Origin of the sequence: Salmonella sp. NW884, assembly GCF_051700745.1 — a bacterium.
Taxonomy (GTDB): domain Bacteria; phylum Pseudomonadota; class Gammaproteobacteria; order Enterobacterales; family Enterobacteriaceae; genus Salmonella; species Salmonella enterica.
Genome location: NZ_JAMMDE010000008.1, coordinates 192,326 through 214,932, shown reverse-complemented (window position 1 = coordinate 214,932; position 22,607 = coordinate 192,326). Strand labels below are relative to the sequence as shown.

Annotated in this window: 21 protein-coding genes; 14 read left to right on the top strand and 7 right to left on the bottom strand. The window is 53.1% G+C overall.

Going from position 1 to position 22,607, the window contains the following annotated elements; genetic code table 11:
• Positions 1-267 precede the first annotated feature (267 nt).
• The 14 genes from NA197_RS17760 to aspC all read left to right on the top strand — a co-directional run bounded on the left by NA197_RS17760 (position 268) and on the right by aspC (position 11,572).
• Positions 268-468 (top strand): hypothetical protein, encoded by a 201-nt coding sequence (locus tag NA197_RS17760; protein ID WP_000648615.1) that lies wholly within the window; start codon positions 268-270, stop codon positions 466-468.
• On the top strand, positions 468-665 hold the full coding sequence (locus tag NA197_RS17755; protein ID WP_023136566.1) for a DUF1482 family protein: 198 nt from the start codon (positions 468-470) through the stop codon (positions 663-665). Before NA197_RS17760 ends, NA197_RS17755 begins: the two co-directional genes overlap by 1 nt.
• A gap of 10 nt (positions 666-675) precedes the next feature.
• On the top strand, positions 676-948 hold the full coding sequence (locus tag NA197_RS17750; RefSeq protein ID WP_000335970.1) for a hypothetical protein: 273 nt from the start codon (positions 676-678) through the stop codon (positions 946-948).
• Positions 949-1,031: 83 nt separating this feature from the next.
• On the top strand, positions 1,032-1,328 hold the full coding sequence (locus tag NA197_RS17745; RefSeq protein ID WP_023137792.1) for a host-nuclease inhibitor Gam family protein: 297 nt from the start codon (positions 1,032-1,034) through the stop codon (positions 1,326-1,328).
• Between the two features lie 5 nt (positions 1,329-1,333).
• Complete coding sequence (gene bet, locus NA197_RS17740) at positions 1,334-2,119, top strand: phage recombination protein Bet (protein ID WP_001652508.1); 786 nt, start codon at positions 1,334-1,336, stop codon at positions 2,117-2,119.
• Entirely contained in the window at positions 2,116-2,796 is a 681-nt protein-coding gene (locus NA197_RS17735) for a lambda exonuclease family protein (RefSeq protein WP_058799601.1), read from the top strand. The genes bet and NA197_RS17735 overlap by 4 nt, the downstream gene beginning before the upstream one ends.
• A complete protein-coding gene (locus NA197_RS17730; RefSeq protein ID WP_063328668.1) occupies positions 2,793-3,662 on the top strand; it encodes a DNA adenine methylase in 870 nt (289 codons plus the stop codon). The genes NA197_RS17735 and NA197_RS17730 overlap by 4 nt, the downstream gene beginning before the upstream one ends.
• A 5-nt stretch (positions 3,663-3,667) precedes the next feature.
• Positions 3,668-3,907 carry a DUF4060 family protein gene (locus tag NA197_RS17725; RefSeq protein WP_052938283.1) on the top strand — a complete coding sequence of 80 codons (240 nt, stop codon included), beginning with the start codon at positions 3,668-3,670 and terminating at the stop codon, positions 3,905-3,907.
• Positions 3,908-3,947: 40 nt separating this feature from the next.
• Positions 3,948-4,196: an excisionase Xis gene (gene xis, locus NA197_RS17720; protein ID WP_000065276.1), complete on the top strand. Its 249-nt coding sequence runs from the start codon at positions 3,948-3,950 to the stop codon at positions 4,194-4,196.
• A 44-nt stretch (positions 4,197-4,240) separates the two neighbouring features.
• Positions 4,241-5,533 carry a FimB-specific integrase Int gene (gene int / locus NA197_RS17715; protein ID WP_001262307.1) on the top strand — a complete coding sequence of 431 codons (1,293 nt, stop codon included), beginning with the start codon at positions 4,241-4,243 and terminating at the stop codon, positions 5,531-5,533.
• Between the two features lie 194 nt (positions 5,534-5,727).
• On the top strand, positions 5,728-6,930 hold the full coding sequence (gene pncB / locus NA197_RS17710) for a nicotinate phosphoribosyltransferase (RefSeq protein WP_064043567.1): 1,203 nt from the start codon (positions 5,728-5,730) through the stop codon (positions 6,928-6,930).
• 169 nt (positions 6,931-7,099) lie between these two features.
• Positions 7,100-8,500 carry an asparagine--tRNA ligase gene (gene asnS / locus NA197_RS17705; protein WP_000117870.1) on the top strand — a complete coding sequence of 467 codons (1,401 nt, stop codon included), beginning with the start codon at positions 7,100-7,102 and terminating at the stop codon, positions 8,498-8,500.
• A gap of 605 nt (positions 8,501-9,105) precedes the next feature.
• Positions 9,106-10,197: a porin OmpF gene (gene ompF / locus NA197_RS17700; protein WP_000977709.1), complete on the top strand. Its 1,092-nt coding sequence runs from the start codon at positions 9,106-9,108 to the stop codon at positions 10,195-10,197.
• A 184-nt stretch (positions 10,198-10,381) separates the two neighbouring features.
• Complete coding sequence (gene aspC, locus NA197_RS17695; RefSeq protein ID WP_000462653.1) at positions 10,382-11,572, top strand: aspartate transaminase; 1,191 nt, start codon at positions 10,382-10,384, stop codon at positions 11,570-11,572.
• A 61-nt stretch (positions 11,573-11,633) separates the two neighbouring features.
• Here the strand turns inward: aspC and NA197_RS17690 are convergent, their stop codons facing one another.
• From NA197_RS17690 to cmoM, 7 genes are all read right to left on the bottom strand, one after another.
• Positions 11,634-12,281 (bottom strand): MBL fold metallo-hydrolase, encoded by a 648-nt coding sequence (locus NA197_RS17690; RefSeq protein WP_001109471.1) that lies wholly within the window; start codon positions 12,279-12,281, stop codon positions 11,634-11,636.
• A 27-nt stretch (positions 12,282-12,308) separates the two neighbouring features.
• Complete coding sequence (locus tag NA197_RS17685; protein ID WP_000357052.1) at positions 12,309-12,857, bottom strand: YcbK family protein; 549 nt, start codon at positions 12,855-12,857, stop codon at positions 12,309-12,311.
• 259 nt (positions 12,858-13,116) lie between these two features.
• Positions 13,117-14,967 carry a L,D-transpeptidase gene (gene ldtD, locus NA197_RS17680; protein ID WP_058116410.1) on the bottom strand — a complete coding sequence of 617 codons (1,851 nt, stop codon included), beginning with the start codon at positions 14,965-14,967 and terminating at the stop codon, positions 13,117-13,119.
• A 344-nt stretch (positions 14,968-15,311) separates the two neighbouring features.
• The gene (gene mukB / locus NA197_RS17675) at positions 15,312-19,778 is read right to left on the bottom strand and encodes a chromosome partition protein MukB (RefSeq protein WP_064043566.1); all 4,467 of its coding nucleotides are present in this window, start codon (positions 19,776-19,778) and stop codon (positions 15,312-15,314) included.
• Positions 19,778-20,482, bottom strand: coding sequence for a chromosome partition protein MukE (mukE, locus tag NA197_RS17670; protein ID WP_000060025.1), 705 nt, complete (start codon positions 20,480-20,482; stop codon positions 19,778-19,780). Before mukE ends, mukB begins: the two co-directional genes overlap by 1 nt.
• On the bottom strand, positions 20,463-21,785 hold the full coding sequence (mukF, locus tag NA197_RS17665; RefSeq protein WP_001288828.1) for a chromosome partition protein MukF: 1,323 nt from the start codon (positions 21,783-21,785) through the stop codon (positions 20,463-20,465). The genes mukE and mukF overlap by 20 nt, the downstream gene beginning before the upstream one ends.
• A complete protein-coding gene (cmoM, locus tag NA197_RS17660) occupies positions 21,778-22,581 on the bottom strand; it encodes a tRNA uridine 5-oxyacetic acid(34) methyltransferase CmoM (RefSeq protein WP_001154025.1) in 804 nt (267 codons plus the stop codon). Before cmoM ends, mukF begins: the two co-directional genes overlap by 8 nt.
• Positions 22,582-22,607 lie beyond the last annotated feature (26 nt).

Genomic DNA, 22,607 nt, shown 5'->3' with positions numbered 1-22,607 from the left:
CCCCTCTCCCCTTTCCAACGCTGGCATTGCCGGCGTTTTTTTACGCCCTCAATTACTAAAGTTAGTTTCAATTCGCTTGACCATTGAAATAATTGGTTGTAACTTTAAGCCATCGACAACAGGCGCATCGTTGTCAGGTTTAAAACGTTCCGCTGGCCGGCGATAAGGCAAAGAGGGTGAGATGGAAAAAGCATACGAAGAATACTTTGAAGGCCTCGCCGATGGTGAGGAGGCACTCAGCTTCGCAGAATTCGTGGAGGCGCTGTCATGAAAGCCACCAGCTCAGTACCTAACAGCGGGCGCGCCGTCCCAATGCGAAACATCCGTACCGGCGCAGCATGGCAGGTTTCATTCGACTACCGAGATGGCACCTACTGGCACGAACCACAGGGCAACCTGCGCAACATTCGCCGCCCTTATGCCTCACGCACTATTGAACCAAATCTAGTGCCTGCGGGGACTCACTGATGGGAGCACTGTACGCATTAGTGCTGACCATCACCATGACGAACGGTGATTACCAGGATGCTGTTGTCGGTATTTTCGACAACCAGCAGCAATGTGAAGCGGCAGCGAGTGAGCAAATGGGCGTCACTAACTGCTATCCAGTCGAAGGCATCATACATGCTGACGAAACACCAGCAGGTTATGAGGCGAAATTTTGAGGGGTAAGGGATGTGCAACTGCATTAATGAGGTCGGTGCTCAGATCGAAGCACGACTGAAAGAAAAGGTTCCGGAAGGTGCAGAAGTAAGCGAAAGCACTTTTGATACCGGTTGGGATAATCAGGTTCTTTCTCTTTCCGAAGGCAAGCTGTTTGTAATGCTGAAATACAAACTGGCATACCGGGCCAAAAAGAAAAACGGCGAAATGGCTAAAAACCTTAATCGCCTGGAAACTAACGCAAAAATGAATTTCTGCCCGTTCTGCGGCGAATCGCAGGGCTGACACCACCAGCAAAACCGAATTTAACCGAATGGTCGGCTATTAAAGCGACAGGATTGTTACACACAAAATTCAGGAGTTCAGCCATGAACGCATATCTCACTTATGACCGGATCGAGGCTCAGAACTGGACCCGGCATTACCAGCAAATCGACAGAGAAGAGAAAGAATCCGAGCTGGCTGACGACCTGGAGAAAGGACTGTCGCTTCACATGCTGGAGTCGCTGTGTATGGACGAGCTACCGCGTCACGGCGCCAACAAAAAAGCGATCAGCCTGGCATTTGATGACGATGTCGAATTCCAGGAGCGCGCGTCGGAGTTTGTGCGGTACATGGTTGAGGTGTTTTCCCGGCATCAAATTGATATTGAATCGGAGGAATAAGACAAATGAGCACAGCACTCGCAACACTGGCAGGAAAACTGGCTGAACGTGTAGGAATGGATTCTGTAGATCCGCAGGAACTGATCACCACATTGCGCCAGACAGCGTTTAAAGGTGATGCCAGTGATGCGCAGTTTATTGCGCTACTGATAGTCGCCAACCAGTACGGTCTTAATCCGTGGACGAAAGAAATATACGCCTTTCCTGATAAGCAGAACGGGATCGTCCCTGTGGTGGGTGTTGATGGCTGGTCCCGTATTATCAACGAAAACCAGCAGTTTGACGGCATGGATTTTGAGCAGGATAACGAATCATGTACATGCAGGATTTACCGTAAGGACCGTAACCATCCGATCTGCGTTACCGAATGGATGGATGAATGTCGCCGGGAACCATTCAAAACCCGTGATGGTCGTGAGATTACTGGACCGTGGCAGTCACATCCCAAACGGATGTTGCGACACAAAGCAATGATCCAATGCGCCCGTCTTGCCTTCGGTTTCGCTGGCATCTACGACAAGGATGAGGCCGAACGCATTGTCGAAAATACCACGTATACCGCAGATCGCCAGCCGGAACGCGACATCACTCCGGTTAGTGATGAAACCATGCAGGAAATTAATGATCTGCTGATCACCCTGAATAAAACATGGGATGACGATCTGCTGCCGCTCTGCTCCCAAATCTTCCGTCGCGATATTGGTGCATCGTCAGATCTTACGCAAATCGAAGCAGTGAAAGCCCTCGGATTCCTGAAGCAGAAAGCAGCAGAACAGAAGGTGGAAGCATGACACCAGAAATTATCCTGGCTCGTACAGGTATTGACGTTAGCAACATCGAGCAAGGTGATGAAGCGTGGCACCGTCTACGCCTCGGTGTCATCACTGCTTCCGAAGTTCACAACGTCATTTCAAAACCACGTTCAGGCAAGAAATGGACGGATATGAAGATGTCCTACTTTCTCACCCTTCTTGCTGAAGTTTGCACCGGCGTGGCGCCGGAAGTTAACGCCAGGGCGCTGGCCTGGGGGAAACAGTATGAGGACGATGCTCGCACCCTGTTTGAGTTCACCACTGACGTGAAGGTCACCGGATCGCCGATCCTTTTCCGTGACGAGGGCATGCGTACCGCCTGTTCTCCTGACGGCCTGTGCAGTGATGGCCGCGGTCTTGAGTTGAAGTGCCCTTTCACCTCTCGCGACTTTATGAAATTCAGGCTTGGCGGCTTCGAGGCTATCAAATCCGCCTATATGGCCCAGGTGCAATTCAGCATGTGGGTAACCGGGAGAGATGCCTGGTATTTCGCGAATTATGACCCGCGCATGAAGCGAGAAGGCATTCACCACGTGGTTGTTGAGCGCGACGACAAATACATGTCCCTCTTCAACGAAATGGTACCGGAATTTATCGAAAAGATGGACGAAGCGCTAAAGGAGATTGGCTTCACGTTCGGGGAGCAGTGGCGATGACGCACGCAACAACGGCAGTACTACCAGTTGAAAAAAGTGTTCCGCGCACCTGGCGCCGCCCGTTCCTGAAATGGGCAGGCGGTAAATATTCGCTGCTGCCGGAACTGGACCGCCTGATACCAGCAGGTAAACGACTGATAGAACCATTTGTGGGCGGCGGATCGGTGTTTCTCAACTCAGATAAACACGAATACTTCCTGCTGGCTGACATTAATGCTGACCTGATCAATCTGTACCAGATGCTGGCCGTAGTGCCTGATTCGGTAATCGCAGAGGCAATGAAGGCTTTCAGGCATCTGAATGATGCCGAAAACTACACAGTAATTCGTGAAGCATTCAACGCCTGGCAACTGAATGCGACAGAGCGAGCGGCCGCATTCCTTTACCTCAACAGGCACTGCTTTAACGGTCTGATGCGTTACAACCTTGATGGTTTTTTCAATGTTGGATGGGGAAAATATAAAGCCCCATACTTCCCGGAAAAAGAGCTCATGGCATTCAGGAAGAAGTCCAGCGCGTGCGTATTTATGAATGCAGGTTTCGAACGTACTCTCAGGCTGGCGGGTGATGGTGATGTCGTTTACTGCGATCCGCCATACGAGCCAATGCCCGGCACCGCTGGCTTCACTAGCTACGCCTCCGGCGGGTTCTCATGGGATAGCCAGGTAGCACTTGCTGAAAGCTGCGTGGCAGCCCATCAGCGCGGCGCAAAAGTGTTTATCAGTAATTCTACCGCACCACGCGTTATTGAACTTTACGAGCGGCACGGCTTCACTTTGCACCGGGTCAATGCCCGCAGATCAATATCGAGTAAAGGCAGTACCCGAGAAACAGCGAACGATATCGTCGCCTCACTGGGGATTTAGTGATGATGAAACTTATTAACAGAAGCAAGCAATCACCAGTCGGTCGTCGCGCATGTGATGTTGCACTGGCGGCGCATCATGAGAAGTTCGGCGATTACGGCAGACAAAAGCACGTTACCAATTACACCGTTGTAGTGGATGGCGTAAAGGTTCCTGTCGAAGTAGTTAACCGGGCCACCAGCTACGTAGCCACCGCAATGATCGGCGTCCGGAAACTTAGAAATCTGCCAGCACAGGCAAACTGAATATTAGCGATGGCCCGCTGCGGGGCCACTGGAGAAAACGATGAGCAACATTATCCAACTGACGCCAAACAAGTGGGTTAGCGAAAAAGTCCTGATTGCGGTTACCGGGCTTAAGCCCGGAACCATTACCCGCGCCAGAAAAGAATCCTGGATGCTGGGCCGCGAGTACCTGCACATTTCACCAGACGGAAATCCGAAGCCTTCGAGCGAATGCATATACAACAGAGAAGCCGTTGATCAGTGGATCGAGGCGCAGAAAAAAAATCAACCAGGTGCGAAGACAACATGAAAAGCAGTACACTCGTCAATGCTCCTGGACGTCAGGAGGGATTAATGGCTAATGCATCATACCCGACAGGCGTCGAAAACCACGGCGGTTCGCTCCGCATCTGGTTTCTGTATAAAGGTAAACGTGTCAGGGAAAACCTTGGTATCCCTGACACTGCAAAAAATCGCAAGATAGCTGGCGAACTGCGTTCTTCGGTTTGTTTTGCGATAAGGATGGGGAATTTTAACTATGTGGAAAAATTCCCAAACTCACCGAACCTTGCCCGATTCGGTCAGGATAGAAAGGAAATTACTGTGCTGGAGCTTACCGAAAGATGGTCCGAGCTGAAGAGAATGGAGATCAGCTCTAATACCATGAGTAGGTACGAATCTATCATAAAAAACATGCTTCCACTCATCGGCGAAAACAAAATGGTTTCTGCGGTGACTACTGAGGATTTGCTGTATGTCAGGAAGGAGTTGCTGACGGGCTTTCAGGTAATGAAGAAGGATCACCGGACTCAGGTTAAAGGCCGGAAATCGTCCACAGTGAATAATTACATGATGCTGATGGCCGAGATCTTCCAGTTTGGAACAGATAACGGCTATGCAAAGGAAAACCCGTTTAGCGGAATTAACCGTCTCAAGAAAGCGAAAGGGGAACCAGATCCACTCACGACAGACGAGTTCATCAGGTTTATCCAGGCATGCGGACACCAGCAGATGAGAAATCTCTGGTCACTGGCAGTCTATACCGGAATGAGGCATGGGGAGTTGTGCGGTCTGGCCTGGGAAGATATCGATCTGCATGCCGGGACGATCATTGTGAAGCGCAACCTTACCCAGACGGATGAGTTCACCCTGCCAAAAACCGACGCAGGTACTGACAGGGTGATATATCTCATTCAACCAGCTATTGATGCCCTGAGGAATCAGGCCCAGTTGACACGCCTTGGCCGGCAGTTTGAGGTTGAAGTGAAGTTGCGGGAATATGGACAATCTGTCATTCAGCCCTGCACGTTCGTATTCAGCCCTCAATGCGTCAAACGTGGACCTCGCACAGGATATCACTACGCGGTTAATTCCATTAATAAAATTTGGGCCCCGATAATCAAGCGTGCCGGCATTCGTTACCGTAACGCGTATCAGTCACGACATACCTATGCATGCTGGTCATTATCAGCTGGTGCTAACCCAAACTTTATAGCAACGCAGATGGGGCATACCGATGCACAGATGGTTTACAAGGTGTATGGAAAGTGGATGTCAGAGAAGAGCGCAGAACAGGTTTCTCTGCTCAACCAGGCACTTTCCCGCTATGCCCCATCACTGCCCCAAAGCATGGTAGCAGCGCAGTAGAAATCCTTAAATTCAAGGGGTTAGCAGTCGCATCGCTACATTTTTATAACATGGGGCACGAAATGCGCTCGACCCTAAAGACAGCTTATGGTGTGATCGGGGTTCAATAAATCGCTAAACAAGGTATACTCCAGCGGTTTTCTTAGTTGTTTATTGTACTAAACGCTCCCGTGAGAGGACGCAACAGCGCACCTATGACACAATTCGCTTCTCCTGTTCTGCACTCGTTGCTGGATACAGATGCTTATAAGTTGCATATGCAGCAAGCCGTTTTTCACCACTACTATGATGTGCAGGTAGCGGCTGAGTTTCGTTGCCGTGGCGACGACCTGCTGGGTATTTATGCCGATGCTATTCGCGAGCAGGTGGACGCGATGCAGCACCTGCGCCTCCAGGAGGACGAGTTCCAGTGGCTCTCCGGCCTGCCCTTTTTTAAACCGGATTATCTGAACTGGTTACGCGAGTTTCGCTATAACCCAGCTCAAGTCTGTGTCACCAACGATAACGGCAAGCTGAATATTCGCTTAACCGGCCCGTGGCGTGAAGTCATTATGTGGGAAGTGCCGCTGCTGGCCGTGATCAGTGAGCTGGTTCATCACTACCGCTCGCCAAACGCGGGTGTTGATCAGGCGCTCGACGCGCTGGAAAGTAAGCTGGTTGATTTCACTGCGTTAACCGCCAATCTCGATATGTCCCGCTTCCACCTGATGGACTTCGGCACCCGCCGCCGTTTCTCTCGTGAAGTGCAGCAGGCGATAGTTAAACGTCTCCAGCAGGAGTCATGGTTCGTCGGCACCAGCAACTATGATCTCGCGCGTCGCCTGGCGCTGACGCCGATGGGCACTCAGGCGCACGAATGGTTCCAGGCGCATCAACAAATCAGTCCGGACCTGGCGACCAGTCAGCGTGCCGCGTTGGCCGCCTGGCTTAACGAATATCCGGACCAGCTTGGTATCGCATTGACAGATTGCATTACAATGGATGCGTTTTTACGCGATTTCGGCATTGAATTCGCCAGCCGTTATCAGGGGTTACGCCACGACTCAGGAGACCCTGTCGCATGGGGCGAAAAGGCGATTGCCCATTATGAAAAGCTGGGGATTGATCCGCTGACAAAAACGCTGGTCTTTTCAGATAACCTTGATCTGCCAAAGGCGGTCGAGCTCTATCGCCATTTCGCCTCTCGCGTGCAGTTAAGCTTCGGCATCGGTACCCGCCTGACCTGCGATATCCCTCAGGTAAAACCGCTCAATATCGTGATTAAGCTTGTGGAATGTAACGGAAAGCCGGTGGCTAAACTTTCCGACAGCCCCGGTAAAACGATCTGTCATGATAAAGCGTTTGTGCGCGCGCTGCGTAAAGCCTTTGATCTCCCGCAGATCCGCAAAGCCAGTTAATTCTTCCCAGGGAGCCTGCCGGGGCTCCTTTTTCAGGTTTATTTCCGAAATCTTTCACTTCAGCTGCGATTTCTGCTTGTCTGATTGCAGATGCCAGGTAACATAGGAATACCCCCATTTCGGGTGGACAAGTGTTTATTTTTTCCGACTATTAACTAGAGAGAATATTATGAGCGTTGTGCCTGTAGCCGACGTACTCCAGGGCCGCGTAGCCGTTGACCAAGAAGTCACCGTGCGCGGATGGGTGCGTACCCGCCGAGATTCAAAAGCTGGCATCTCCTTCCTCGCCGTTTATGACGGCTCCTGCTTTGATCCTGTACAGGCTGTCATTAATAATTCTCTGCCCAATTATAATGAAGAAGTATTACACCTGACGACAGGCTGCTCCGTGGTAGTAACAGGTAAGGTTGTCGCGTCGCCGGGACAGGGGCAAAGTTTCGAAATCCAGGCCACGAAAGTAGAAGTCGCAGGCTGGGTGGAAGATCCGGATACCTACCCGATGGCGGCAAAACGCCATAGCATTGAGTATCTGCGTGAAGTCGCGCATCTGCGCCCGCGCACCAACCTGATTGGCGCGGTAGCGCGCGTCCGCCATACTCTGGCGCAGGCGCTGCATCGCTTCTTCGATGAGCAGGGTTTCTTTTGGGTCTCTACCCCGCTGATTACCGCTTCCGATACCGAAGGCGCTGGCGAAATGTTCCGCGTCTCAACGTTGGATCTGGAAAACCTGCCGCGTAACGACCAGGGCAGGGTAGATTTTGACAAAGACTTTTTTGGCAAAGAATCATTCCTGACCGTCTCCGGCCAGCTCAACGGTGAAACCTATGCCTGCGCGCTGTCCAAAATCTATACTTTTGGGCCGACCTTCCGCGCGGAAAATTCCAACACCAGCCGCCACCTGGCGGAGTTCTGGATGCTGGAGCCGGAAGTGGCATTCGCCGATCTGGAAGACAACGCCCGTCTGGCGGAAGCCATGCTGAAATATGTCTTCAACGCGGTTCTGGAAGAGCGTGCGGATGACATGAAGTTCTTTGCCGAACGCGTGGATAAAGACGCTATCGCTCGTCTGGAGCGTTTTGTCTCTACCGACTTCGCTCAGGTGGATTACACCGATGCGGTCGCCATTCTGGAACGCTGTGGTAAGACATTTGAAAACCCGGTGTTCTGGGGCGTCGACCTCTCTTCCGAACACGAACGTTATCTGGCGGAAGAGCATTTCAAAGCGCCGGTAGTGGTGAAAAACTATCCGAAAGAAATTAAAGCGTTTTACATGCGCCTTAACGAAGATGGCAAAACCGTGGCGGCCATGGATGTGCTGGCGCCGGGAATCGGCGAAATCATCGGTGGTTCCCAGCGTGAAGAGCGTCTGGATGTGCTGGATGCCCGTATGGCCGAAATGGGGCTGAATAAAGAGGATTACTGGTGGTATCGCGACTTGCGTCGCTACGGTACTGTACCGCATTCCGGCTTTGGTCTGGGCTTTGAACGCCTTATCGCTTACGTCACAGGTGTGCAAAACGTGCGCGATGTTATTCCGTTCCCACGGACCCCACGCAACGCCAGCTTCTGATTTTTACGTCACACTCAAGGCCAGCTATGCTGGCCTTTTTTTCGCCTGAATGTCAGTTTTATTCTCAATAAGTAAATAAATTTAATTACAACCCTCTGAATTACCACATCTTGTTACTGTATATTTCACGAAAATATTTACACATAAAAATTAATCCTTAATTTTATTGCGGATTAGATTTTTCTGTTCTAATAGAACAATTTTTAACCACCATTTCAGACATCAAGACTTCCAAATGGCTATTTTTATGAAATAGCTCGCCTGCTGTTTTTTCAGGCACAACGGTGTTGCAAACCAATAAACGCAATAAAATCAAAGTAATAAAATAAAAACGATCAAATCAAAGCGAGAACTCAGGGGAAGTTTGACGTTGTTCACAAAGTTCCGTAAAAATAACATTTGTTTACATATTTTTTCCTTTTGAAACTAAATCTTTATCTTTGTAGCACTTTCACGGTAGCGAAACGTTAGTTTGAATGGAAAGATGCCTGTCAGACACATAAAGACACCAAACTCTCATCAATATTTCTGTAAAGTTTTATTGACGGAATTTATTGACGGCAGTGGCAGGTGTCATATAAAAAAACCAATGAGGGTAATAAATAATGATGAAGCGCAAAATCCTGGCAGCGGTGATCCCTGCCCTGCTGGCTGCTGCAACCGCAAACGCAGCAGAAATTTATAATAAAGATGGTAATAAGCTGGATCTGTACGGTAAAGCCGTGGGTCGTCACGTATGGACAACGACCGGCGATAGCAAAAATGCCGACCAGACTTATGCCCAGATTGGTTTTAAAGGGGAAACGCAGATTAACACCGATCTGACCGGTTTCGGTCAGTGGGAATACCGTACTAAAGCAGACCGCGCTGAAGGCGAGCAGCAGAACTCGAATCTGGTCCGTCTGGCTTTCGCGGGTTTGAAATACGCGGAAGTGGGTTCAATCGATTATGGTCGTAACTACGGTATCGTTTACGATGTTGAATCCTATACCGATATGGCCCCCTACTTCTCCGGCGAAACTTGGGGCGGCGCCTATACTGATAACTACATGACCAGCCGTGCTGGCGGTTTGTTGACCTACCGTAACTCTGACTTCTTTGGTCTGGTGGACGGTCTCTCTTTCGGTATCCAGTATCAGGGTAAAAATCAGGACAACCACAGCATTAACTCTCAGAATGGCGATGGAGTAGGTTACACCATGGCATATGAGTTCGACGGCTTTGGCGTCACCGCAGCGTACAGCAACAGCAAGCGTACTAACGATCAGCAGGATCGCGATGGTAATGGCGATCGCGCAGAATCGTGGGCCGTTGGCGCGAAATATGATGCAAACAACGTCTACCTGGCTGCCGTATATGCTGAAACCCGCAATATGAGCATTGTTGAAAATACGGTTACCGATACCGTGGAAATGGCAAACAAAACGCAGAACCTGGAAGTGGTCGCTCAGTACCAGTTTGACTTCGGCCTGCGTCCGGCAATCTCGTATGTGCAGAGTAAAGGTAAGCAGTTGAACGGCGCCGACGGCTCGGCCGATCTGGCGAAATATATTCAGGCGGGCGCGACTTACTACTTCAACAAAAACATGAACGTATGGGTTGACTACCGTTTCAACCTGCTGGACGAAAACGACTACAGCTCCAGCTACGTTGGCACCGACGATCAGGCGGCTGTCGGTATTACTTACCAGTTCTGATCAGCAGACCCCTTTGTTTTATGCCTCAAAAACAGGACTTCGGTCCTGTTTTTTTATCTCTCTTAGAGAAAATGTGCGTCTTTCAAAAACAGGCGGGCTTTTTAGCGCTAACGGTTGGCATTTTGTAAATCTGCCGTTAACCTGATAGCGGATTTCCCTTCTGTAACTATAATGGAACCTCGTCATGTTTGAGAACATAACCGCCGCTCCTGCCGACCCGATTTTGGGCCTGGCCGATCTGTTTCGCGCCGATGACCGTCCAGGGAAAATTAACCTTGGCATTGGCGTATATAAAGATGAAACCGGCAAAACACCGGTGCTCACCAGCGTTAAAAAAGCCGAGCAGTATTTACTGGAAAATGAAACGACGAAAAACTATCTCGGCATTGACGGGATTCCGGAATTTGCTCGCTGCACTCAGGAACTGCTGTTCGGCAAAGGCAGCGCGCTGATTAACGATAAGCGCGCACGCACGGCGCAAACGCCGGGCGGTACCGGCGCGTTACGCATTGCCGCCGACTTTTTGGCAAAAAATACTCCGGTAAAACGGGTGTGGGTGAGCAACCCCAGCTGGCCGAACCACAAAAGCGTGTTTAACGCTGCCGGCCTGGAAGTTCGGGAGTACGCTTACTACGATGCGGAAAATCACACGCTGGATTTTGAAGCGCTACAAGCCAGCCTGAGCGAAGCACAGGCCGGCGATGTGGTTCTGTTCCACGGTTGCTGTCATAACCCAACCGGCATTGACCCTACTCTGGAACAGTGGCAGGTTCTGGCTGAGCTTTCCGTTGAAAAAGGGTGGCTGCCGCTATTCGATTTCGCCTACCAGGGCTTTGCCCGCGGCCTGGAAGAAGATGCGGAAGGTCTGCGCGCCTTTGCCGCGCTGCATAAAGAGCTCATTGTCGCCAGCTCCTACTCCAAAAACTTCGGCTTATATAATGAGCGCGTCGGCGCCTGCACCCTCGTTGCCGCCGATGCGGAAACCGTGGATCGCGCTTTTAGCCAGATGAAATCCGCCATTCGCGCTAACTACTCCAACCCACCAGCGCACGGCGCGTCCATCGTCGCGACTATCCTGAGTAATGACGCCCTGCGCGCTATCTGGGAACAGGAACTGACGGACATGCGCCAGCGTATTCAGCGTATGCGTCAACTGTTCGTGAATACCTTGCAGGAAAAAGGCGCGAACCGTGACTTCAGCTTTATTATCAAGCAGAATGGGATGTTCTCATTCAGCGGTCTGACCAAAGATCAGGTGCTGCGTCTGCGTGAAGAGTTTGGCGTTTATGCCGTGGCTTCTGGTCGCGTAAACGTGGCGGGCATGACCCCGGATAATATGGCGCCGCTGTGCGAAGCCATTGTCGCGGTACTGTAAAAAGCTGCCGACTGGCGTGACCGATAAAAAAGCCTGCAATGTGCAGGCTTTTTCATTCTGCTTACCAGACCGGCATCTCATCTTGCAGGAAGGGATTATGCAGACGCTCGTATCCGAGCGTAGAGAGCGGGCCGTGGCCAGGAATAAAGGTCACATCATCGCCAAGCGGCAATAATTTACGCTTAATGGCGTCAATCAACTGGGTGTGATCGCCGCGAGGAAAATCGCTGCGCCCGACGCCACCTTTGAAAATCACATCGCCGGAGATCAGCAGTTGCGACTGTTCATCAAAGAAAACCACGTGTCCCGGCGTGTGTCCCGGACAATGTAGCACCTGTAACGTCACATTCCCCACGCTGACGCGATCGCCGTCGTTCAACCAGCGATCAGGCGTCAACGGCTGACACTCATCCAGACCAAACATGCGGCTTTGCGCCGGCAGCCCTTGCAGCCAGAACTCATCTTCTTTTTCCGGACCGATAACAGGAACGCCATAATGCTGCGCCAGTTCACTCGCCGCGCCGACGTGATCGAGATGCCCATGCGTGAGTAAAATTTGCATCAACGTCACGCCGCTGGCGTCCACTTCCTGTTTAATTTTTTCCGCGTCGCCGCCCGGATCGACCAGCGCCGCCAGCCGGGTTTGTTCGCACCAGATTAATGAACAGTTCTGGGAGAACGCGGTGACCGGAATAATACGATAGTTCATACTGCTCCTTTGATTAAGCCTCGCTGATTACCAGTGCCGCGCCGGCCCGGTATCAATATGCACAAAGTTACTACGTGGGTAATATCCTACACCACCTGCGCGCATAGATAACGCCGCTTTGCGAATATTGCTCAGCGCCACGCCTTCAATATGAAAATCCATCGCCTGCCCTTTTGTATGGTAGCTTTTTTTCGCTACGCCGCTGCTACGGGCGCGTAATTCATTATTGGTATCAAGAGAACGGTAGCCTGAGATGAGCTGCACAGGTTTACGCGTCCCTAACAGCCCCTGAAGTCGGTAAAGTTGGTCAAACAGGCGGGGATCGATTGATCGGACTTTATTCGCGCGATAGTCACGGAAAAAATGGTTTAACTTTGCTAATTCATCCTGAATGTAGGCTCTTCCATCGAAAAACTCCGCCTTGATTGACTCTCCGGTATGGAGATTGTTTAACGTCAAAATGCGCGGGCGTGGGGTCGAGAGTGTGGCAAACGCTGGCGCGGGCAGGATGGCGGCGCCGAGAGCGACACCACCAAGCGCCAGCAGCTTGCGGCGATTAGCGTCAAATTTGTCCATGATAATCAGGTCTACAGGTCAATGTTATCGTTAATACACTTCTACCTTTAAGCAGACATGATACCGGCTGGCACAGACTTCTGAACGGCCCGGTCGACTTAAAGGTTGTTGTATATGCACTTCTGGCGCACGAAAGGCACCTTAACTGCCGATAAAGCCCGCGTCAAGATGGCCCTCCCCCAGCCACAACGGGGGTCTACAGCGAAACGCCCCGTTGAAGCCAAACATTAGGACAACATATTTACCAGAACTTCTTCATTTACCTGATTAATTGTTCAACCTTTGGCACAATTTGTGCGCTGGATCGCGCTGTGAGATCGTAATTGTAAATATCTGTACGATATTGCATACGTCCATCTGCGCCGACAAACGCGGTCAGATAGTAAAGATTTACTGGAATGTTCTGCCGGATATTGACATACCGCGTGTCGCCTTGCTTCAGGGCGCCTGAGATCCGCGCATCGTTCCAGCCAGCATCCTGCAAGAGCATATTCGCCAGTTCAGAGGCCTTATTGACCCGCACGCAGCCGGAACTTAACGCCCTGGCGTCACGCTGAAAGAGAGTATGGTTAGGCGTATCGTGCAGATAGATCGCATCTGAGCTCGGCATATTAAATTTATAACGCCCCAGCGAATTGTGCGCGCCTGGCGCCTGCTGGAAACGGAACGGAAGATTCGATGGCGTAATGGTGGTCCAGTCAACCTGCCACGGATCGATCGCTTCTTTGCTGTTCCAGCCGCGCATCACGGTGTAGCCATGGCGCTCCAGATAGCCTGGGTCATTCCACACCTTCGGTAAAATGTCTTTACGCGCAAGCGTGGGCGGAACGTTCCACGGCGGGTTCACCACCACATTATTCAGCGCGCTGCTCATCATCGGCGTTTTACGATCGGGACGCCCGACGATCACCCTCGAAGCCAGCACCTGGTTGCCATTCTGATAGTAGACCAGCGAATAAGCGGGAATGTTTACCATAATACCGGTAGAGAGTTCCGCCGGCAGCAGGCGTAAACGTTGGATATTCAGTGCCAGTACGCCTGCGCGTTGCGCGGGGGTCATATTAAGCCAGTTACGCGTCGCCGGGCCAATGACGCCATCCGCCCCCAGCCCTTGCCATGCCTGAAAACGCTTTACCGCCTCGACCAGTTCATTATCGTAGGCGGCACGTACCGCCGGAGCCGGCTTACTACGACGGGCCGTTGGTTCGTCGACCGGCTGCGCCACCGATGTTTCGACTACCGCGGCGGAGGGGCTGACGACGGCACTATCAGAGGTGTTATCGCCGGGTAAGGCTATCTTTGGACCGCCATCCAGCATCCCCGTACGCTGTAATATTTCGCGCAGCGCAGGCACATCGTTACTCCATTGCCCCGGGCGCAGCGTCGCGGTATTGGCCAACTGCGGCCACGGGCGAGAGTCCGCCACCAGCTTCAGCAACGCGTCATGCATGGGCGCATACTGTGGATGCTGCGGCGCCAGGCTGGCGACAAACATCGGCAACTGCCCCTCTTCCAGCGCGATTTGCCACTGGTTAATCACCGAGACTGGCGGCGTCGCCAATGCGTAAGGTTTGTTGCTATATAACCAGCGCTGGCCTTTGACGGGGATATTCGCAATGAAATGGAGATAGCCCATCATGGCGTCTGACAACACAACATCGCGCGCCATACCGTTTACGGCGGGATCGGTCAACAATGCCACCCAGGCGGTAAACTGCGGCTGGAATCCGGCAATCGCCACCTCCGCCAACTGTTGCTGAAAGGCTTTCACCGCATCGCGATTATCCCACATGGGCTTCATGTCGCGCGCGGCATACAGCAATGTCAGCTGGCTCATATAGACCGGCGTATAGCCGGAAGGAAGCTGCGACTGTAAATCAGCCCGAACTTTCTCGGCTGAAACGCCCTCCGGCAGCGGCTGAATCCCGGCCAGAATCGCCGTCGCGGCGGATTGCTTCTGCGGCCCAGCCTGACCCGTCGCGGCAACGGCGCTATCGCCAGGTATCATTTCAGGCTCATCGGCCTGCGCATTGAACAGTGGAGCGAATGTTACGGCCAGGCATAAACTGATTGCCGACAGACAACGACCACACATCTTATTAAGCAACATCCCTTGCCCCCTGTTTTCGTTATCATACTCCGCATGACTGTGCTGCCCGCAGCGCGGGTCAACCTCAACCAATGCTTTTGTTTAGTATGACGAGTCAGCCTGCTCACTCGTCAGGCTTAACTCCAGTATATAAAGTTCGTTACGTTTTTGCCTAACCTAATGTAAAGAAGTTTAAAGAAAATGCACTACCCGGAGAGATTTTTCAGATAAAGAAAAAGGCGGCTTTCGCCGCCCCAGGCTAATGATAAAACAGAACTTGTTGTGCCGGATGGCGGCGTAACCGACTTATCCGGCCTTGCCTGATAAGCGAGGCGCCATCAGGCACGTCATCGTTTCTGCCGTGTTTAACTCGCTTCTGAAGGCGTATCTTCCGTCTGCGTACCGGGAAGCGTTTCCGGAAGCTGCGGCGCAAAGCCACGCAGCCCGACAACATGAACATGCTCTGTATTCTGAAACACTTTACGCACCAGTTTATACGTCGTGCCCTTCTCCGGACTGATGTTTTCCGGCGCGGCAATGATGAGCTGCATCTGCAAACGTTCGCATAGTTCAAACAGCGTGGCGATAGAACGCGCATCCAGACGCGCCGCTTCATCGAGGAATAGCAGGCGACATGGCGAAATATCTTTCCCGCGCAGTCTGCGCGCTTCGTCTTCCCAGCTTTGCACCACCATCACCAGAATTGACATCCCGGTCCCGATAGCTTCCCCCGTTGATAGCGCGCCGGATTCCGCACGCAGCCAGCCGTCGGACCCACGGTTAACTTCAACTTCCATTTCCAGATAGTTACGGTAGTCCAGCAGCTCCTCGCCGATGGTCTGCGGCGTGCGTTGCCCCATATCGATCTGAGGATTCAGACGCTGGTACAGTTTCGCCAGCGCTTCGGAGAAGGTCAGACGATTGCTGTTAAACAGATCCTGGTGCTGCTCCTGCTGTTCTGAAAGCACATCCAGCAAGGTGGCATGCGTTTCACGCACGTTGACGTTTAACCGCACGCTATTCACCTGGCCAAACGAGACGCTTTGCAACCCCTGGTTCAGCATACGGATACGGTTCTGCTCACGCTGGATAGTCTTGCGGATGATGTTTGCCACGCTGCGGGAACTGATCGCCAGCTTTTGCTCACGCGATGTCAGCTCTTCCGTCAGACGGCTCAGTTCAATCTCCATTTGTTCAATGGCTTCAACCGGATCGTCGGTACGAATAATATCCTGACGAATACGTTCGCGCAGATGCTGGTAAACGGCCACAAAGAACTGGATTTTACGTTCCGGGCGTTTCGGATCTTCCGACAGGCGCAATACGTCGCGCAAATGTTCGTTATCCGCGACGGCCAGGCGCAGCGCGCCCAACGCCTTATCCGACATGGAGCGCAGTTCATCCGCCGACAGATAAGCCAGTTCACGACGGTGCAGACGGCGTTCCACGCCATTGTCTTTCACCATCCGCATGACCGCGCACCAGCCGGCTTTCGCGGTCACGACCTGCTCGCGCATTTCATGATAATCACGCTCCAGCTTGCGCAGCTTGCGGGTCAGGTTCTCCATCTCCGCTTCGCAGAAGGTGAGCGCTTTCTCAAGCTGATTGCGACGCGAACGGTTATTGCTCAACTGAGCGTGCAGTTCATCCCGACGCTGGCGGGCACGCTCTTCCGCCCCGCTGTCGGCGCGAACGCCAATATCCTGTAATTCGCGCTGCAAATCGTTAAGCAGCTCTTTTTTCGTGTCGTAAGAGCTTTTTAGCGAGGCCAGAACCTGGCTGTACTGACTTAACTGCGCGGCATGGCTGCGCAGCGCTTCGCGGGCGCGGGTACGCTCGGCTTCCGCCTGCTCCAGCCGCTGGCGCAGCTTTTCGTTGAGATCGCTGTTGCCGCTCAGCATTTCCGCCGAGTCGGAATAGCTGAAATGCGCCCGACGTTCGACAACTTCAGCCAGAGCAAAAGCCTGCTGGCGCGCGTCGCGCTGCATTTGCTGCGACCATGCATAGTCTTCTTTTAACTGCTCAAACTGTTCCGGATCGCTTTGCAGAACGGAAACCACCGGCTCCAGTTTGGCTAACTGGTTGCCATATTGCTGCACAAATCGCGCCGATTCCTGCGCCTCATCCAACCGTTCCTGAATTTCATTGACCCGATCGGCCAGCGTTTCATCGGCCAATAAATTCAGCCGCGGCAGCAAACGGTTAAGCGCGGAAACGCCCTCTTTCGCCTGCTCAAACTGAAGGCGCTGCTGCTGGTTGTCGCTTTCATGCGTCGCCAACGCGCGTTCCAGCTCGACGCGACGCCCGTTCAGTCGGCGAATTTCCGCTTCCGGATCGTCCTCAAAGGCAACGGAAAGGTGGCTGCCGATAAAACGGCTGAACGCCTGGTGCAAACGCTGGGTTTTCTGCACGTCAAACGAGAGCGTGGCAAAGCGCTCGGAAAGCACTTCCCGTTCCGCATGGAGACTCTCAATACGGTTCTCGCGCGCCGCGCGGCCAAAAATAGGCAGCGATGGGAAACGCGAATAACGCCACTGACGGTCGGCAATTTTCACGACCACCGCCTTTTCCAGCTCGTCAACGCTGAATACGCTGTCATCAAAAGACTGCGGATCGCCTTCGATCAGGTACAGATCTTCCGGGCAGTCGGTCAGACCTTCAAGCTGTTCGGCTATTTGCGATAAATCCGGTACGACGATCGCATGGCGCGACGGGCCATACAGTGCGGAAAAGTACGGCGCATCTTCAAGGCTGACATCATCGTAGATTTCCGACAGCAGTACCCCGCCAAAACGCTCCGCCAGCGCATTCAAACGCTGGTCTTCCGCGCCGCCCGGCTGGCTTAAACGTTCGATCTCTTCATCAACCGCATTTTTACGCGCGCCCACTTCGTCGCGTTCGACAATGGCTTCGCGCTCACGCTCCAGTAGCTGTTGCAGGTATTCGGTCACTTCCTGGCTGGACGTAAACTCCTCGCCGCACTGTTCGCTAAGCTGGTTCAGGCTATTCTGCGCCGCCAGCCAGACAGGAGCGCGTTGCATCAGATGCTGGATACGGGATTGCAGCTGCTCCTGCTCCTGACGCAAGGCCATACGCTGTTCGCTGGCTGACGACACGCTCTCAGACAAGGACGCGATGCGGGCTTCCAGCTCCTGATGCAGCGCTTCCAGTTCGTCAATATCAAAATTTTTGCCCTGTCGCTTACAGAACTCCGCCAGCAGACGTTCCGCCTCTTGCTGCTCGCGCAGCCGCTGTTCCAGTTCGCTCAGGCGCATCCGCAACGGCTGTACCTGTTCCGCCAGATGACGCTGGTTCACGCCGTCCCGTAACAGCTCGCGCGCCACGTCCCAGGCTTCGCTACGCGCCAGCGGGCCGTTGATCGCCGCTACCAGCTGATAAGCCTGCTCAAACTGACTGTGCGCGGTTTGCGCCACGCTCATTTTTTGTTCCAACGACAGCAGTTTTTCCGTAGCTTCCTGCTCTTTTGCCTGGAAAGTATCCAGCCATTCGGCGGCGCTTTCCGGCGTTAGATCCGGCAGATGGCAAAGTTCTTTAGCGCGGGCGAGCGCTGATATCGCCTGGTTATACTGAATCGCGCGCGTTTGCTGTACATCCAGCGCCTGCTGGTAATCCGCAAGCTGGCTTTTGAGTTCATCGACTTCCAGCTCGGCGGCTTCGGCACGCGCTTCATTTTCGTCCTGCATTTCGGCGGCTTCCGCCACCACTTCGTTTTGCTCTTCGAGTCGAATCTGCAGCTCTTCAAGATCCGCTTCGTAGCGTTCAATTTTTTCCTGCTGGCGCAGCGCGGTTTGTACCAGATTCAGGTGATCGCTCGCCGCCTGGTAATCCGCCTCAAGAGAACCTTCGGCACCGTTATGTTCGCCCAACTCACGGGCCATATCGACGTGCTTGTACTGCTCCGCCGCCAGCTGCTTGCGCGATGTGTACAGTTCGCGTCGAAACGCCAACGCCTGATCAAGGTGAACCCGACGCTCATTGGCGTGGCGCATATAATCTGCCGCCACATAATCGGTGGCTTCGCTGATCAAATGCTTAAACAGATCGCGATCGGATTGGGTAACACGAATCGCTTCCAGCGTGAGTCGGTTCTCGCGCAGCGCCGCTTCCATATCCTGGAATGCCTTGCGCACGCCGCTGTTTTCCGGCAATAAATAATCGCGTAGCGATCGGGTAATGGCGCTGGAGATCCCGCCGTACAGCGAGGCCTCTATCAAACGATAGAATTTACTACGATCGGAAGCGGAGCGCAGACGACGGGCGATAATCCCTAAGTCAAACATCAGCGAATGATAATCGGTGATGGAGTTAAACTGCTTAAACTGCACGCCTTCCATCTCGTCAAGCTTGTCTTTCAGCTCAGCAAGCGACAGTACGCGCGCCTGACGTTCGTTTAATGTCTCCGTCACCAGTTGTGTCGGCTGTACCGACATCGGCAGCCCCTGAATAGCGAACGGTTTGATGTCCACTTTGCGATCGCGCCCAGCGACCTGCTGCAGACGCACGCCGACCACCACCCGCTGATGGCGGGAATTAATGGTGTCGAGCATGGAGTAACAAACGCCCGCCTTCAGCTTACCGTGCAGACCTTTATCGCGCGAACCGCTGGTGGCGCCGGCTTCCGTGGTGTTACGGAAGTGCAGTAATGTAAGATCCGGGATCAGCGCCGTGACGAACGCCGCCATCGTCGTGGACTTCCCGGCGCCGTTGCCCCCGGATAACGTCGTGACCAGTTCATCCAGGTCAAAAGTGCGAGCAAAAAAACCGTTCCAGTTAATCAGCGTTAGCGAGCGAAATTTACCGCGTTCAATCATTATTCTTCCTCTCCACTGTCCGGCTGACTCTCTTCGGTCTCATCATTAAGTTGCAGATGGTTTTCAATGGGCATCGCTTCCCCGTCGCGGATGAGACGACGCTGCGCCTCGCGAGGATCGTCGCCGGCGCGGACATCCGCGCCAAAGCGGAAGACCGATTCCGTAATGCGGAATTTGCTGCTGTCGTGGCCCATAAACCATACCATGCCCAAACGACGCAGGCGGTTTAAAGAAGAACGCACCTTTTCCTGCAGTTTCTGACGATCAACGTCAGATCCCGTCGAGCGGTTATTCACCAGCTTTAGCAGTTTGGCTTCGTCTGCAAGGGTAAGCAGCTCGTCGTACAACTCCTGCTGAGTAAAGATCCCTTCGTTGGCCAGACGCTCCGGGCTAAGATAGAGGTAGCAGAGAATTTTACCGACCATCATATCCAGTTCGGATAACACCGAGCGCGGGATAAGCGTGGTAGAACGCGGACGCAGGTAGAAGAACCCCTCCGGCGCGCGAATCAGTTCCACGTTATAACGCGCGTAAAACTCTTCCAGGTATTCCTGAAAATCCATCAGAAAGGCATGATTATCCAGTTCGTCCAGCCCGATGTGGCGGCCCGAACGTAATGCGCTATCCAGCGCCGGAAATAACGGATTCGCCAGCGCCTGCGCCAGCTTAACCGGCATCACTTGTTCAATATTTGTCAATGACATGCGCCTGTACCTTGGCTCCGTAATCATTAATCGGCTGCCATTTGGCTGGCAGTCCGGTGAAATCTGCTTGCGCTACGCCAAGACGTACCGCTTGATCGATAACAATACGCGCCACGTCGAAATGACGCGCGCGCGGGTATTGCGCCAGATACTCGCGCACCACCAGCCCAAGATCCAGTGGCGTTTGTCTGGTTTTGTAGATAGCCAGCTGTTCTTCAATGATGGCCGCTAACTGCTCGCGGATCTCGTTAAACTCTTCATATTCCAGATCCGGCGGCAACTCCCCGGTGACTTCATCGTCACGCAACGCCATCTCTTCATCGCGCATATCCAGCAGACGATCGGCATTCGCGTAGGTTAGCGCCCACGGATCGTCAAAATAAGTCTGCACGGACTGGCGCAACCGCTGGGCGAAGACACGGTTTTTATCCATATCGATCGCGGTACGGATAAATTTATGCACGTGACGATCGTAACCGATCCATAAATCAATAGACTGCTGACCCCAACTGATAATGCGGTCGAGTTTACTTTGTAAGTCAAACACCAGCCTGTCGACAAAATGCAGATCGTCGTGCGTCATCGTGGCATCCTGAATGCGCAGCAGGTTAGCCTGCAGCTTATCGCCCGCCGCCTCCAACGTATCCTGCAACTCGCGCAGCGTACCGGACGTTTCGGAAAGCAGCAGTTCACAGCTGGAAATCGCCGCCCGCCAGTCTTTATTCAGCAGTTGTGCGATATCATCTTTCACCTGCTGCTGCTGTTCATCCATGATGCGCTGGGTGAGATCGATACTGTCGAAAATCTCCGCCACCGAATATTTCAATGGCGCGTAAACATTGCGATGCCAGTGGAACTCATCGCCACCCTCCGCTGCCGCATCCGCCGCGCGCTTCAATTCGCCGGCCACAATCGACAACTGCATAGAAAGACGCAGCGTAGAGAATTCGCGTTGACGAATGTAGTAATCGGTGATGCCAATCCCGAGCGGGGTTAATCGGTAAATCGCATTGCCTTCAGCCTGCTCGCTGGTAAAGCGGTTCAGCAGACGTTGACGCACCATATCGTTAATCGCGTTGTTCGCGCGCACGCCGATGGTTTCGCTGGTTTGCTCAAACGCATCACTCACATGGCGGAATGCATCCACCAGCTCGCCTTCACTCATCTCGCCGTCAAGGCGTTCGCCGTTCAACGTGGCGACCGCCAGCAGAAAGGAAAGTCTGTCTACCGGCAGCGAGATGGAAAAGTCGTTTTTTCTGGCCCAGGCAACCAGTTCGGGGACTGTCTGGGAAAATTCACTCATAGGTTATCCTTGCATCTGCGGCTAGCGCCGGGCTTTTAATCGCGGTGACATGAATGTAGCGCCCAAGGCTAATATACGGCTCCTGGCGGCAATAACGCGTTTCCAGTTCGACCAGGGTCTCATAACAGTCACGCTGCTGGTGTTTTTCACGCAGATAATCATGAAACACACGCACGCCGGTTTTACCGGTAATCTGCCAGCCAATCGCCTCCAGCCACTGGTACACCTGCGCGGGGTCGCGCGGGTAGTCAGGCGACAGCGTGCGCTTCTTGCGTTTAGGCATCCCCGCCTGCACGTAGTCAAAATTACCCGCCACCATATTGTGCATCAGCAAACCGTTAGCGTTATAGAACATCAACGACAGCGCGCCGCCAGGGCGCAATACTGACCAGAGCGTTTCTAATACGCCGACAGGATCGGCTACCCACTCCAGCACAGCATGAAACAATATCAGATCAACCGGGCTTTCCAAATGCGAAGCGACGTCCTGAGCCGGGCATTGTATAAAATGCATGTCTTTGCTCACACCTTTTGCCTCGGCCGCCTGCCGCGCGCGGGCGATCATTTCACCAGACAGATCGCATAACGTCACCTGATGGCCGCGTTCCGCCATCTTAATCGCCGTTTGCCCTTCGCCGCCGCCGGCATCCAGTACCCGCAGTTTTCGCCCGCCAATCTCCTCCAGCACGCGATCCAGGTCTTGCCACAGAATGGCTTGCCGCAGTTGTCCTTTGGTCGTGCCGTAAATGTTACGGGAAAACTTTTCAGCAATGTCATCAAAATTGCGATCCTGCATCGGACTCTCCACAGGCTGGCTCAGGC